Source organism: Sporomusa termitida, from assembly GCF_007641255.1.
Lineage (GTDB): Bacteria > Bacillota > Negativicutes > Sporomusales > Sporomusaceae > Sporomusa > Sporomusa termitida.
In genome coordinates this window covers 1,327,290-1,343,172 of record NZ_CP036259.1, presented here as the reverse complement: position 1 = coordinate 1,343,172, position 15,883 = coordinate 1,327,290, and the positions used below count along the sequence as shown (strand labels likewise).

Below are 15,883 nucleotides of genomic sequence, written 5' to 3'. Positions count from 1 at the left end.
GCATTTAACGTGCTAAAGCCTGCAGTTCCGCCAGGGATAAGGGGTGAGGAGGCTGCGCTTTTATCAACTGCGCCATGCCTAGCTGCTGGCCGATATCCTGCCATACCTGGCAGGCAGTCAAATGGTATTGTAGTAATTGCTGGTCGTCTTCCCGCGAAAGAATCGTTGCTCGGAATCTGCGCAGTGATTGCTGAATGCTTTCAGGCCACAAATTGTTGTATACCGTCTTAAATGATTGCATTTTAAACGGCGTCACCAACTCTGTTACCGGAAAATCAACCAAATGATCAGAACCATCCAGACCAGGAACCCTTTCATTGCCCCGTGCCACGTGCATGCGCGGACTCCATATGACGAGGCCATGAGAATCGGTCATCATCAACCTGCCGTTATTAGTGCCAATAACAATGCGATGTAACAAATGCGTGTGATTGTCCGGATCACTGGGATCAACTTGGTTTTGAACGCGCAGATTGATGGGAATGCCCCTGATTTTTCCGGACAAAGAGCAAAATGGGCTCTCTGATAAAGGCTTGGCTTCTGTCCTAAAAGACCAGGGTCTAAAACCGCCCAGCGACTGCCCTAAAATATCCACAAGCGGAAAAAGCACCTGGATGCTGCAGGCAGCATCAATATAGAGGGCTTCACTCTGCTGCAAAGCCTGGCGAGCCGTAATAATAAAGCTGCGAACCGTTTCCAGATCCGGATAAAAGCTGTTAAGGCGATAGTGACAGGCTGATCTGCGAGCACTCCGCATACACTTTACCAGATCATCATGATGTACCGGATATTCCTGCATTACATGAATGCCCTTCAGTAATAAATTGTCGGCCAGCTGAGTTCCCTGACCGCCGGCCACTGTTGACCTGATAACGACGCAGGCAACATCAATGCTGTCATTTGGTAGTTGCTCAACATCTGTATATAAAGGAACGTTATACTTTTCAGCGCATTGTTGCGCCTGGCGGCTGCCCCGGGCAAGAATTCCGGCCAGTTCGAATTCATCTTGCATTTGTTGGATGCCGTGCAAATAAATTCTGCCGAAAGTTGTGCCGCAAACAACTACCCGTAAAGGTTTTACCGCTTTGAGCATCTGCGCTTTCCCTCCCTTCTCTACAGACAATTTTCTTTATAAAATTCCGCGGCATACCGTTGGCCGGCAGAGGCAGGCGGTGTTAACGGTGTCTGGTTTCGCCAGACCTGTTCATCTGCAACCATCTCGGCTAATAAGTGTTTAAAAAAGGTAAATGCTTCTTCAATCATCCCCTCGGGAAAAATGCCCCGCCGGACATCCCAATTCAAATGCAATTCACCGGCTTGTTCGGAAACCTGGCAATCAATCCATACCTGTGGCGTCTGTGTTATGCCATAGGTCAGGCGGGCATTGCGCATAAGTTCACCCTCCTTGGGAACAACAGTTCCTGCCCCGATTGTACTTGTATATACAACAGGAATAATAACGCTCTTGTTGCGCCGGCGCCTCAGCTCCCGGAGCACTTCAATGCCGGAGAAGGACCGATGTTCCATATCCAGCCACAATCGCTGCTGCAATGCCTGAATCCGTTCTGCATATGTACTGCCTGCTGCCGGCGAGACCTGCAAAACATTTACTTCGGTAAAATCACCAATAATTCGATTGATCTGCGGATGCAGGTCCGGACGATTTAAAATAGTGATATTGATACAGAAGTCAGGCTGACCCGACCATAAGCCGATTACCTCGGCAAAAGCTCCCAGCACCGCACTGGCGGGAGTAATCTTTTTTTTCCCGGCCTGCCGGCAGAGGGCTGTCCACTTATTCTGCTCCAACCAAAAAGGATGCCGCTCAAACGCTGCTTTTTGCATATCTACCTGCCTGTCAGCCAGCGGTAATGCGGGAGCTTCCGGCATTTGATCAATTCTCGCCAGCCAGTACTGGCGGTCCCGCTCTTTTCGCGCCTTTACTGCCGGCTGCTTTTGCCGCGCCTGCTGATATAGGAGCAGATCCCGGTAAGTAATATCCAGTTTTGGCAACGGTCTTTCCGGCTGATGATAGAAATGGTTCAGTTCCGCGAGGATAATATTGATACTTACAAAATCGGCAATTAACATATCTATGGAAACATGTAAAATACTGGTGTCATCTATTGTCGTCAAAAAAAGCTCGTATAAAGGCCATTGATCCGGTATGTACTGCCTGTTCGAAAGTTCTTCCCTAACCTGTTGTATTGCCGCCTGCACCTGAACGGGATTCGCCCCCCTTACATCCTGCATCGGCAGTGACGGCAGGGTTATTTCCGAACGCACTTGCTGATAGCCCTGTGCAAAAACAACAGCCCTTAGCATGTCATGCCGATTGATCAACAAATGCCAGGCCTTTTCCAAACGCGCTTTATCCATAACAGGCATACTTAACTCCACATAGCCATGGCAGCCGACACCGCCAAGAGCATAGTCGTCTTTACGGCCAATTAAATAAGCAGCCTGGATGTCGGTAAGAGGAAAAGGCATATAGCGGTTAAATGGATCGGCCTGCACAGTGGATTGTTCCGGTTCCTGCAGGTGTTTAATCAAAGCTTCTTTATAAGAGCGCAGTTCAGCCACACGCTGCTCATTAAGAACACCGGCCGGAGCACGAAAACGCAATTGACCGTCATCCGCCCAAAGTTGAACACCTAACGCTTTATACCTGTCAATAATCTCGGCCATAACCATACTACCCGCCTCCTTCCACTAACCGTAATGATAACGGCATTGAAGCCAGATGCCGGGCAATAATTCGCCTGACAGACCGCAAAAGAGCATCCCTTTTTGTCTGCAGAAAGAAATGATCCCCTGCAATCATTTCAAGAGAAAAGTCACCATTGGTATGGCCGGCCCAGGCCTCAATCTCTTCGCGGGTGGCTTCACTGTCGCCTGTACCGCCAAAGGCTGAAACCGGACAATTAAGCGGCGTATCTTCTGCATAAACATATGTTTCATCAACAGCAAAGTCGGCCCGGAGAATGGGCATGAAAAGCTCCATGAGTTCCCGGTTGTGTAAAACAGCCTCAGGTGTGCCGGAAAAACGGCTCAATTCTTTGATAAACTCAACGTCCGACAGATGATGCAGCGGCTTTGGCTCCGGTATATGGGGAGCGCGGCTGGCGGAAACAATCAGCCGGCAGGGTTGAACATTCCATCGCTTACGGAGCTTCCGGGTAATTTCAAACGCAATTCTCGCCCCCAGGCTGTGTCCGAAAAAAATAAACGGACGTTGTAAATAGGGGAAAATCGCGGTAGCGACCGCCTCCACAAGTTGGTTCATTTCATATAAGGGCCGTTCGGCTATCCGGGTTTCCCGGCCAGGCAATTGTATGGGATACACCCCCACCTCAGGTAACGCTTTTGCCCATCCCCGGTAGCTGGAAGCACCCCCGCCCGCATAAGGCAGGCAGAAGAGACGGATTTTATCTTTAGCGTCGGGGCAGGTATGCAGCCACGGCGTAAACATTGTCTGCGGTTTCATAATAAACTCCTCATGGTCATTTTTTTATAAGGGCCGAACCTATGATTTCAGCCAGATTGCCGGCATTCGGCTCGGTTTCAATGCAGGTAAGATGATTGCCGGCAATTTCCTGCACGGAAAATTCACCAAGGCAGGCCTGCTCCCAGTAAGCCAGGGTCAATTCATTCATGCCCGGCATGGAAGGCTCAAGGGCCAGGAGAAACCGGATGTCGCCCACATACGGCTGGGGCCTGAACCGGGAAGACCGCAGGCTTTGGCAATAAATTTTAAACATCCCCGCCGCCATCTCTACAGGCATATGCTCTCCTCTTAAATTAGCCAATGCATCTACATAAGCTGTAAAACGTTCTGGGGGGGATATAGAAGAAAGCTTTCTAAACAGGCCACCCACCTTGTCAAGACCTGGATCCCCGCCGATAGTCAGTGAAACTCCGGCCGGAAAGCTTTGCTGGTTGGCTTCAAAGGCGTACACCAGGCCACGTACAAAGTCTTCCGGATCTACACCGCCAAAGCCGGCGTCTGCAAGGGAAATATGCAGATTCGGTACAAAGAGCGATTCCATAATCAAATCATCGTCAATATTAAGAGGATGGCTGTCAACTAACACCAAATCCGCCAGTTGTATTCCCTTTTCAATTAACCGTCTTGCCACTTCAATGGCAATCAATCCACCCAGACAGTAACCGATAAGCTGCATTTCTTTATACCCGGTTTCAATAAGGCGTTTAGCATAATCATCCGCTAGGTGTTCAATCAATTCCGCAGGCTCAATAGAACAATATATATCAGTATCCGCTACAGTTATGCCGACAACCGGGCCAAGAAGCTGTTTATCCAGATGCGCAAGCAACAAATGAAAACAATTCATTGTGCCAAGCCCGGCATGAAAAATCACTCTGAGAGGCCCTTCATCGCCACCGCCATAAAAAGTAAGCACGGCGTTGCCAGCATTATTTACCGGTTGCGTACCCTGAGACACACCATAATCATTCTTCGTGTTATTACTTTGTGAGCGTACAAATTCAGCAAGCGCAGCCACCGTCGGATAGTTTAACATTTGCCGGAGCAGCGTATCAAAAGGAATATCCAGTTTAAACGGTTCACCGGCAAAAACATCGCGCAGTTTTCCGGCAACCTGGGCCATAATCAGCGAGTCAGCCCCTTGATCATAAAAATTCTGCGATCGGCCAATAGCCTTTATACTCAGTGCTTCCGCCCATATCTCTGCCAGCTTGGTTTCCAGGCCATCCGCGCTTTGGGGTGCTGATGATGCAGCCGGCTCTGCTGCCGATTGCGTTATCCATTTTTTAAGCGCTTTCCGGTCTAGCTTGCCGTTACCGGTCAACGGCAGCTTGTCAACAATCTGAATGCGGGCAGGAAGCATGTAGGCAGGCAGTCGCCTTGCAAGAAATTCCGCCAGTTCGGCTGCATCGCTTGGCATTCTGTTCAAAGTCACAAAACCTGTTAATACTTTGTTCTCACCCGGGTCATCCAGGACAACGGCACTTTCGGCAACCGCAGGGTGCTTTAGCAGTGCCGACTCGATTTCCCCCAGTTCTATGCGGTGACCCCGGATTTTCACCTGCTTATCCTCGCGGCCAAGGAATTCAATTTCACCACCCGGAATATACCTGCCCGTATCGCCGGTGCGGTAAAGCCGCTGTCCGTCAAGATGAAAAAACTGCGTTTGCGTGGATTCGGTATCCCCGAAATATCCTTGGGCAAGCCCCTCACCGGTAATATAAAGATCTCCTTTTACCCACACAGGGCAGTCCCGCATCTTTTTATCCAGCACACGAAACCCCTGATTGGCAAGTGGCCGCCCATAGGGTATGCTGCGCCAGTCTGCCGCTAGCCCCTGATAAACATGGAAAATCGACCAGATTGACGCCTCGGTGGCGCCGCCAAGGCTTATAACCTGTACCGAAGGTACCCGGTTAATCAGGATGTCTGGCAAAGTCAGCGGTATCCAGTCACCGGACAACAGTGCAAGCCGTAAATTCGGCAGGTTTATTTTATTGTCGGAGTTCAGGCAGGCAACCAGCATCTGCATCATTGCCGGAACTGAGTTCCAGATTGTAACCTCATATTTAGCCATTAGCTCTGCCCAGTGGGAAGGGTCGGTGTGCCTTTCAGCAGACGGATAGATCAAGATTCCGCCTGCGGACAAAATACCGAAAATATCATAAACGGACAGATCAAAGCCCAGTTGGGCCAACCCCAGGATTTTGTCATGCTTGTCAACATGAAACCGCCTGTTGATGTCATGAATGGTATTGGCGGCTGCACAATGCGTAATTACAACACCTTTAGGCTGACCGGTCGAGCCTGATGTATGAATAATGTAGGCCGGCAGCTCAGGATCGCCGGCAGGCGTGAACCTATTGTCCCGGAGTGGTTGCAGCGTATCCACCGCAACGGTGGTAACACTCGCCGGCCATTTGATTTTCATTGCCGAGCAGGTTAAAACATAACCGATCTGAGTTGTCTCCAGGATCGCCAAACGGCGCAATTCCGGCTGCTGCGTATCAATCGGAACATAAACGGCCCCGGCCAATAGCGCTCCCAGCACCGCGGCCACCTGATGCCCGGACTTTTCAAGCACAATACCTACCCGGTCCTGCTGCTTGCAGCCGGATTCCTGCAGCTTTTCAGCTATGGCCGCAGCTCTGCGCATGAGTTCTCCATAAGTCACTACCCCTTCGCTGTCAACCACAGCCGGAGAGTCCGGCGATATTGCTGCCTGTTCCAGGATCTGGCCGTGCAGCAGCCCCTTGGGCAGCAGTACCTTTGTATCATTCATCAGCCTGCGCTCCTGTAGCTGCCACGCCGGCAAAGCCGTAATTGCCCCTATATCCCAGGCCTGGTCATTGCTGGCCAGCAAGTGCAGCGCAGTGGAAAACGCAGCAAACATATCGTCCGTCATTCCGTCGGGAAAAACACCTTCCCGGATATCCCAGTTAACCTGAAGGCCGGACGAGTTATCCATTGCCTGGCAGTCAATAAAAACCTGCGGCGTCTGGCTGATGCTCTGAACCCCGACGTTTCCCTTCAGCCGGTTTTCTTCTGTTGCGCCGATAAGGCCGATAGCGCTGGTAAACACAACCGGCATCAGCGCAGCATCCCGCCCACGCCGGCGGGCAAGTTCCCGTAGCACTTCTACTCCCGAAAACAAGCGGTGATCCATATCCTCAAACAGTTGTTTATTCATGGCTTTTGCCTGTTCAGTGAATGTAGTTCCGCCTTCCCAGTCTACAGCAAGTAAGCTGACTGAGGTGAAATCACCAACGATATGATCGACTTCCGGATGAATAGGCAGTCTGTTCAAAACGGTGAGATTCAAACAAAACTTATTACTGACGCTCCATCGTTCAATGGTCGCAGCATATGCCGTCATTATTGCAATCGTTGGCGTCAAACCGCGTTGCTGGGCTTTTTGCTTAAATGTTTTCCACACTGGCAAATCGACTAGGAGAGACTGGCGACTAAAACGTGCCTTTCCGGGCCGCGCCTTCGTACTCGCCACAGGCAGCTCCGGCGCCGGCGGCAGGTCCCCTATCCGGCTGAGCCAGTATTCTTTATCCTTTACATAAACAGGGCTTTCCCGCAGACTGCGTTCGGCCATGAGATAATCGCGGAAACTCAGAGTTAAGGCAGGCAGTTTTTTCTCCGGTTGGTAATACAGGCTTTCAAACTCGGAAAGAAGCAGCCAGATGCTTGCCCAGTCGGCAATAAGAAACTCTATGGAAAAGTGCATTACCGCCCCAGCTGGAGTTTTCGTCACCGCTACACCAAATAACGGCCAGCACTCCGTATTGTAAATACGATGTCCCATTTCCTCTCTAATCTGATTCAGTTTTGTCTCAACTTGGGCTTTCGACCTTGAACTCACATCCGTATAAGCGATATTCAATTGCGGCGTCTGCTCTTTAACCTGCTGGTACCCATCCTTGTTCATGACTGCTCTCAGCATATCGTGACGCAAAATCAATTGATTCCATGCCTTCCCGGTACGTTTGACATCCAATTCCGGATAAGTAAGCTCAAGATAAATATGGCAGGCGACACCCCCGTATTCAAATGCTTCCGAACGACCAAGCAGATAAGCAGACTGTACGTCTGTCAGAGGGAACGGCTCATGCCGGCTTTCAGGATGATATTCCACGATTGCCGTTCCTGCTTCAGTTTGAAGCAATCCCAAAATATCCTGTTTATACCTTCGCAATTGCTCTAAATCACCGTCATTCATCATCCCTTGCGGTGCTCTGTATCGCAACTTGCCGCTTTCTGCCCATAAAAACACACCGGCTCCGCGGATACGCGCAATCAGCTTATTAGCATCAATTTTGCTGCTTTGCATCATGTTTCCATCCTCCTATTTATTTTCTGTTCATTTTTCATCGTGAGTAGAGGAGAATACAGCTCCATGCAGGAGATTTATAGCCAAATGCTCGTTTAATCCGCTAAGCCTCACTTCTATTACGCCATTTTGCTCTGCGGGCTCTGCCTTCAGCCATTGATCTTGCGGAATGAGCTTTGCCAAATGATGGCTAAGTTCTTCTGTTACCCCGATTCTCACCCATTCAATTCCGGTAGCGCCATTAGGGTGTGTAATTTTCGGCTGGGGACGAGGAAGAATCGGTGTTGTCACAAATGGCAAGCCTACATCATCCGGAGCAAACAAACTGAACTGCACCGTAACACCGTCAGGGCGGACCCTTTTGCCCCTAATGATCCTTGAAGTTGAAATTCCCAGCTTATTTACAGCCTCTTTAATAAGCTGCAATTCTTGATGATTATTTTCGGCACTTAATGGTTCGGAATCAAATTCGCGTTGTATTTCCAACGCCAAATCCCGCCAGCCTTCACCTGGACCTGCCCAGTGACGTAAGCGTCTGCCCGCTGCTTTCCCGTAAATTAAACCAAAGGGAAAGGCAAAATAAGAAAACCTTTTAGGCATTTGACAGAATTCAATATGCGGACCTTGTTCAAACCATAGCAGAGCATTATGAGCCTTGGCGGAAATACTGCCCCATTCCATGGAAAATCCCAATAATTCATAGTCCCTGACGGTATCGGCAATATTGTTCACGCGGCATACAATATGACTGCACTTAAGCATAATTCTGTTTCCTCACTATAAAAAGTTTCTGCCCGAGCGGATCAAGCGGATGGTCCACTCCCGGAAGTACTAAGACTTCCGCTGCTCCGGCGTTGTAAAAAATCTCCTGCCACTCTGCCGCTGACATAAATATTGTTTTTGTCTTCCTGCTATCCTCTGGGTGAACCATCATGAACGCCTCGGAAATAAGCATTTCCGGGAAGTCGCGTACCGGTTCGGTAACAAGCAGCCACCCGGAGGGAGTCAGAACCCTCATCAGACCGGCCAAGGTTTTATCAACATCAAACGCATTATCCAGCACACCGGCCGCAATAATGATATCCGCGCCGGCCGGCTCCAGTCCCTGCTGCCAAAAGTCCTTGTCAATATCCACAGTCTGAAACCGCATCCACGGACACTCCCTGAAGTTTTTGCGCGCGGCGGTGAGAAAGTAATTGGAGACATCGGTAAACAAATAATCCACTTTTAGATTTCCCCTGTATTCTTTTATGCGCGGAACTATTTCCTCCGTAGTTGCGCCTGTGCCTGCACCTACCTCGATAATTCTTACTATATCTTCCTTATTTGACGGCCGCGCCAACTTTGCTGCGGTGCCAATGCGGATAACCGCTTCAGCCACTGATTTATTCAAGTAACGGGCCATGATATCACGGTAACAGGCACTGGCGTAATCCATCTTTCCTTCAGGAAAAAGCAAATAGACGGCCTGCTGTTCTCCGCTCATCAATTGCGGAAGCTGTTCGGCGCTGCGAATCAAATAATCCATAGAAAGCGGTAGACCAAGTTTACCGTCCCATAGCGTCCTCACCGTCTGCCAGCGTTCTTTCAGCATTTCCTGGGACACGACATCGGTACCATAAATACGGTCTGCACTGCTTCTCAAATACCCGTATTCAGCCAACAGTTCAAGCCAGCGCCGGATGAGCGGTCTGTGCCGGGGTGCAACATACGAAGCGGAGATAATTTCCGTCATGCTGTACTCCCGCTCCTTGCCGACCAAAGCTCCTTGGGCCTGAAGAGTATATAATATCACACCAAAAACAGCATCTTTCATCTTCTCAACAAAGACATTCACACAATCCCGGTTTATGCCGCCAAACTCATGATCGGCATATTCTGTGCACGCAGAAACCTCAGTTTTAACAGGAAAGCAAGAACCTTCACCAGTATGCTTTATACCCTCATCCGCAATCTTCGCAACAGCTTCCTGCAGAACCTGTACTGGCAGCAGTTGATGCCTGCAGCCGCTGCGCAAGACAGGGTATCCCAGGGCAGAGGTTATTTCATGCCATTGACGGGCACATAGAAGATCCTGCTGAACCCGCATTACGGCATTAATGCTCCCGGCAATCATATCTTTCATTAACGACAAATTGTCGGCAATGGCCCGTGGCCACAGTTTGGCGAGAATATCCCGGTAATTTGCTGAAAACGGGGTCCCCAGAATTTCTGTGCTGTTTTCCAGCATGTGGTCAATCTCCGCAGTTGCGAGATCACCAAGGACATGCAAGTTTTCCGGAATGTGGAGACGAGGCTGCCAGAGGACAGGCCCATGGGTATCAGTTAGTGTCAGGCTTCCCCCCTCGGACCCAAGGGTAATACGGTGAAGTAGATGAAGATAGTTGTCGGGGTCGTCCGGATCAACTTCGTTATGAACTCTTACTATGACCGGAATGTTTCCGAGCGTTCCGGTCATAACATGAAACGGCCCTTCACCCCTGCTTACCGTTCCGGTCTTCCATGGCCGGATTGTCGGCAAAGCCTCCATTAAAATATGCACCAGCGGATAGGATACTTGCGAGGCAAAAGCCGCGTCAATATACAGTGCGTTTTGTTGTGCCAGCATAGCCCTCGCACAGGCAATAAAGCGTTTGACGGCAGGCAAATGAACATAAAGATCACCTGTTTGAAAAAGGACCTTTTTTTGATGCGCTATTTTAAGGCATGCCGCCATATCTTTGTGATGAACAGGCATTTCCTGCATAACATGAACGCCCCGTTCCAGGAACTTTAACGACATATCGGTTCCTTTGCCGCCCATAACGCCTGATCTCAGCACAACGCAGGCCAGATCAATATCGTCCGGAACCTGGCTTATTTCCGTATATAAATTTACGCCGTAATATCCTGCGCATTTTTCCGACCTGCGGCTTCCCTGGGCAAGCAGCCCGACAAGATCATACTCCTCCGGCAGCAGCTTCAATGCCTCCAGGTAAAACTGCCCAAAGGTGGAACCGCATACCACAGTACGCAACTTTTTTTTCATATTTCGCCCTCTACTTGCTGTAAAAGCTGTTCAATCGGGCCTTCAAAAACTTTTAACTGTTTTATCCCGTTCGCATTGACCAGCCGGGTAACCACACTGCAGGGATCAACAATTTCTGCAAGGGGACACACGCCGGGAGGTATTTCTCCTGCCAGTACGGCCATCCCCGCAGCAGCAGCGGCTAAACCGGTCAAAACTGCAGGCCGGTCAGCCTGTAAAACCAGTGTGCGGTCTATCCTGCAGCCATTTATTTTTCCGCTAAGTTGTATAATAAAGTTAATGTATCTCTGGCGCCCCGCCGAATCAATCTCGGAAGCCCGGCAAAGACGTCTTATGGCAGTCTCCCGCTCAGTCAGAAATTGGCCGCACACTTCTTCCAGGAGCGACGATACCTGCTTACCGTCACTGGCTATGTACCACTCGCCATTATTGAGCAATAGGGAAGACGCCACGAATTCCGCTTCCTGATCAAAATAGGGATATAACGTCACTTCGCGTGCAAAAAAAGGCAGTTGTATTCTTTCTCGCCGACGCAAAACCGATAAACGGCAACTACCGTTTTGCCACGCTGCCAAGGGTTTGTTGCCCCGGCCTGAAGCACCGGCAAGATAATCCTCTGCTGCGGACGCTGTAAATCTATCCAAGCTGCCAATATAACAAAGCATGGATTCTAATTGATCGAAAGATTTCGCCAGCCAGCGCGGCAACAGCCCTGATAAACCGGGAACAGCCCCGGCGGCATATAAAGAAATCGTATTGTACGGCGCTCCATGCAGACTTTCCAGTTCTTTATTAACCCCGGCGTCAATATGGTGACATCCCTTTGCCAAACACATTCCGGCAACTCGTCCTCCCAACCGGGAAGATGGTCCGGTGCAATTGATGACCAGTTCACACCCCGCCAGAAAGTGCTCCACACTCTGGACATTTTCAGCATCAACCGGAACCCATTCGGTCTCAGCAAACTCAACACCCAGATTTTTCCGGGCCTCCGCGGGATTTCTGCCACCTATCTTCAGTCTCACTTTTCCCCATTTTTGCAGCATTCGTACTGCCTGCAACCCGACATCGCCATAACCACCGATGACGCCAATCATATCTCCCCTCCTTCCATCAACTCCATTTGCTGTTTTATGTCCGCTAGTTTATTTTCAATTGCCGCGGCTACTTGAAATAATGACGGTGATTCTATCAGTTGCCTTAATGAAAAATCGACCCCAAACTCAGTTTTTACGCCGGCAAGAAAACGGGTCGCCAGCAGACTGTCCCCGCCAATTTCAAAAAATTCCTGTTCTTTGCCAACCGTGTCGATATTTAAAAGCGTTTTCCACATCTCAGCAATTTCCCGCTCCAGACCAGCATAAATTTCTTCACCGCCATTTGCATGAACCCTGGCTGTAAGTATGGCAGTAACGGCCACGCGGTCGACTTTGCCATTAGTGCTTAACGGCAGCCAGGGAAGCACTTCAATTCGGTCTGGCAGCATATGCGGCGGAAGTTGTTTGGCGGCAAACGTCAGTATGTCTGCAGAATCAAGTTCTGTTCGCGACCCCGGACAAGTTCCTTCAATAAATTCCGTAAAGGAGCCTTTGATCGAAACAGACCGCACCTGATAAAGCCCGGCTTTAATAAACAGATTTTCCCATTGCCCGGCAGTGAGCATTGGACTGCATGCCTGCCGGCGTGTTAAATCGAAGTCAGTAAATGCCCTGTCAAGTACGGCGGCAGTCACCGCGGCAAACGGTGTAAGTTCACTATGCTCAAGCGCAAATAGCTTGCCGCCTCTCCGTACCATTAAGGAAGCATAAGCAACGCCCTGCTGAGGCTCCCGGTAACGATGTAAGGAATTGATCGCTAACACTGCGTCAAATGAGTACCGGAGTTGTGCCGGGACATTCCCATCCGGCAACTTTTGGCACGAAACCGTATGAAACAATGAGGAAAAACGTCTTCTCGCCGTTTCCATCATTGCCGGCTGAGAATCGAAAAAAGTGAAGCGGATATCCTGGGGATCAAGCATTTCAAGCAGCTTGAATGCCGCCATACCGCTACGCCCGTTAATCAGTGCCACTCGCACCGAGCTGCCGGCAGTCCGGGCCAGAAGCCGAATGTTTTCAGCAATCACCCGTATTCCCTCAATTGTTCCCCGATCCCCCAAAGCCAGACTTTCCGGTGACAGGAGTTCATCATCAAGCAAAATAGCAGGAGAAACCTCGCCGCCCAAAATCGCCCGGTAGATATCCAGACGCGCAAACAAGCGTCTGCCTATCCGCCAAAAACCAGGGTCATGCTGATGCACAAAATACGCTGTATCCGATTTTAAATTTTCGGCATATTGCAAAGCCTCGCGGATTCGGGGACCAGGAAGTATCCTGTCCTGCCTGCGATAGATCACCTGCCGTGTTTCGAGCCATTGGAGCCACATCCTGAGTAAAGGCCTATATTCGTCAGCAACTGGCAACACCTCCATAAAGCGCGGATTTTCTGTTACAGCCCCTGACAATTGAGCAAAATTAAGGATTTCTGCCATCAGAGCTTCAGCAACTTTCGACTGTATTTCCCGCGATAAATCTCGCAGTTCATCAGGGTATGCATCAGGACCTACCGCGGCAACACTATAAAGTACCGGGACCGGCTCGGCGACAACCGCGGCACAAAGCTGCTTCGTCGCGCCATCGTCAGCAACAGTCGCAACCGCCTGGCTAATTCCCGGATACTGACACAGAACAGTTTCAATTTCACCTGGTTCAATCCGGAATCCTCTCAGTTTCATCTGCTGATCCGCCCTGCCGAGAAATTCAATATTTCCGTCAGGCCGGTAGCGCCCCATATCGCCCGTACGATACCACCGCTTATTTCGTATATCAATGAATTTTTCGTTTGTTAATACGGGATCTCCCCGGTAACCGCGCGCCACGCCTGCACCGCCAATCCATAATTCACCAACCACCATATCCGGGCAGTCGCGTCCAAGCCTGTCCACAACGCGGAAGCATTGATTTTGTAAAGGTTTTCCGTAAGGGATAGATTTCCAGGATGGACGGACAAACTCAATCTCAAAAAAATTTGACCATATAGCAGCTTCTGTTGCCCCGCCGAGCGCAACCAAACGGCACTTCTGTGTTTTTTCCCGCAACCGGCCGTGGATATCCAAGCCAACCCAGTCTCCGGATACAAGTACAAGACGTAACGAATCCGGCAGCCTCTTCTCGCCGGCAGCAAACAGCAGCATATCCATAAGCGCCGGTACCGAATTCCAGACCGTCACCTGCATTTGATGAATAAGGTCAAACCAAACCGGCGCTTCCCGCCTGACAGCTTCATCAGGCAGAACAACTGCGCCGCCGGCAGAAAGCAAACCAAATACATCGTAAACAGAAAGATCAAAATCAAGAGCGGATACGGCAAATACCCGATCAAATTGATTTACGGAAAAACGTGCATTAATATCCAGAATGGTATTGATAGCGGATTTATGCGTAATTTCCACGCCTTTTGGCTCGCCGGTCGACCCGGAAGTAAAAATAAGGTAAGCCAGCTCATCCGGATTTACCAAAACAGGTTGCGGCAACGGCAGCAGCTCATCGGCCTCATCAACTGAAATAGCGGCAATTTCGCCCTGTCCGTCAAGCATCCCAGCCTTCGTATGATCAGCAATCAAATACCGTATTCTACCGATTTTGCAAATCCGGCGCTGGCGTTTTTCAGGCTGGTCAACGCCGATCGGAACATATACCGCGCCCGCCGCCAGTACGGCTAAGACGGCGATCACCTGCGCTGGTCCTTTTAACAGGGTTACAGCAACAGTTTCTCCTGTTTTAATACCTTTTTCCACCAAAAGCGCTGCCAGCCGGAGGGCCTTGTCGGCTAGCTCGCCATAGGTCATACTCCGCCTCATTGTATTCGCTGTCCATAGCAGGGCCTCGCGTTCGGGATGCCGCCGGGCATGCACAAAAAATTCCTGATGAATACATAGGTCTTTAACTGGAGCACGCGTATCATTCGTTTTCGTCCGCATCGCTCTCTGCTTATCAGGAAGCAGATCGGGAACCGGCATTTCCCAGGTTTCCCCGGCCAGCCAGTTCAGGAGCTGATAATAGGCTTCCAGCATAGCAACAGACAGGTACTGAGGAAAATATTGCTCATCTGCTTCCCAAACAATGCCAATACCCTCATCCTGCTCAAATACCCGGCAATGCAGGCCAACATTGAGTTTCACTGCTCCCGAATCATAATTCTCATTACAGTCGGCAAGCGCATTCCCAGGTTTCCCGGCAGAAAAACTGTTAAGCGCTGATAGGCTATTGGAAAAAACAACACTGGCTTTCCGGTTGTTCCAGCTATCTTCCCCAGTATTGTGTTGCATGTCTGAGACCGCAGCCTTGCCCCGGCTCGCCATTTTCTCTATTTGCCGTTCAGTCCTGCGGCATACCTCAAGCCAGCACTTGCCAGGCATAGGGCGGAAAACTACCTGCTGTGCCGCCTTCACCCCACCATCCGCTTCACTGCCGACACCGTTTATAATCACAGTCAGTTCACAACCGGAATTCCACCTGCCCACTATTTCGGCAAAGGCTGTCAATAATACCGACAATAAGGAAACCCGATAAAGATGTGCGTGTTTTTCAATTTCCTGCCATTTGCTCCTGCCAATTGTGCATTCATTGCGGCTAACAGAAATTTTTTCATTAACCGTCCCGGCGTTTTGAGGGTCCGATTGCGAAACAGCGTGGCAACCTTTGTACCCTATATTCATGAATGCTTCCGTCCGCGACATTATCTTGCCATTCCTCCTTGTGATTTGATAATCCTAAATCAGCAAACAATAGTTCTGCTCTTTTGTTAAAGCAAACGTTTTTATTGATATTGATAATCATTATCTCCACAAGGAATATGTTACCATATATTTACTATATACTGCTACGGCAAAAAGGATTGTTACTATGGTAAAAAGAATTGATGCAGCCTTAATACAAGAGGCTGCATCAATTCACTCCAGGCAGAAAAC

Annotated in this window: 8 protein-coding genes; all 8 read right to left on the bottom strand. The window is 49.9% G+C overall.

What is annotated here, in order from left to right; all coding sequences use genetic code 11:
- Positions 1–4: 4 nt before the first annotated feature.
- From SPTER_RS05980 to SPTER_RS05945, 8 genes are read right to left on the bottom strand one after another with little or no spacing between them, the layout of a single operon-like run.
- Positions 5–1,093, bottom strand: a complete 1,089-nt coding sequence (locus SPTER_RS05980; RefSeq protein ID WP_144349489.1) for a Gfo/Idh/MocA family oxidoreductase — start codon at positions 1,091–1,093, stop codon at positions 5–7.
- A 20-nt stretch (positions 1,094–1,113) separates the two neighbouring features.
- On the bottom strand, positions 1,114–2,694 hold the full coding sequence (locus tag SPTER_RS05975; RefSeq protein WP_144349488.1) for a condensation domain-containing protein: 1,581 nt from the start codon (positions 2,692–2,694) through the stop codon (positions 1,114–1,116).
- Position 2,695: 1 nt separating this feature from the next.
- Positions 2,696–3,487, bottom strand: a complete 792-nt coding sequence (locus SPTER_RS05970; protein WP_144349487.1) for a thioesterase II family protein — start codon at positions 3,485–3,487, stop codon at positions 2,696–2,698.
- A 16-nt stretch (positions 3,488–3,503) separates the two neighbouring features.
- Positions 3,504–7,850: a non-ribosomal peptide synthetase gene (locus tag SPTER_RS05965; RefSeq protein WP_144349486.1), complete on the bottom strand. Its 4,347-nt coding sequence runs from the start codon at positions 7,848–7,850 to the stop codon at positions 3,504–3,506.
- Between the two features lie 27 nt (positions 7,851–7,877).
- On the bottom strand, positions 7,878–8,579 hold the full coding sequence (locus tag SPTER_RS05960) for a VOC family protein (protein ID WP_170233172.1): 702 nt from the start codon (positions 8,577–8,579) through the stop codon (positions 7,878–7,880).
- A gap of 22 nt (positions 8,580–8,601) precedes the next feature.
- Positions 8,602–10,875: a bifunctional Gfo/Idh/MocA family oxidoreductase/class I SAM-dependent methyltransferase gene (locus tag SPTER_RS05955; RefSeq protein WP_144349484.1), complete on the bottom strand. Its 2,274-nt coding sequence runs from the start codon at positions 10,873–10,875 to the stop codon at positions 8,602–8,604.
- On the bottom strand, positions 10,872–11,972 hold the full coding sequence (locus SPTER_RS05950; RefSeq protein ID WP_144349483.1) for a saccharopine dehydrogenase NADP-binding domain-containing protein: 1,101 nt from the start codon (positions 11,970–11,972) through the stop codon (positions 10,872–10,874). Before SPTER_RS05950 ends, SPTER_RS05955 begins: the two co-directional genes overlap by 4 nt.
- A complete protein-coding gene (locus tag SPTER_RS05945) occupies positions 11,969–15,652 on the bottom strand; it encodes an amino acid adenylation domain-containing protein (RefSeq protein WP_144349482.1) in 3,684 nt (1,227 codons plus the stop codon). The genes SPTER_RS05950 and SPTER_RS05945 overlap by 4 nt, the downstream gene beginning before the upstream one ends.
- Between the last annotated feature and the right edge of the window lie 231 nt (positions 15,653–15,883).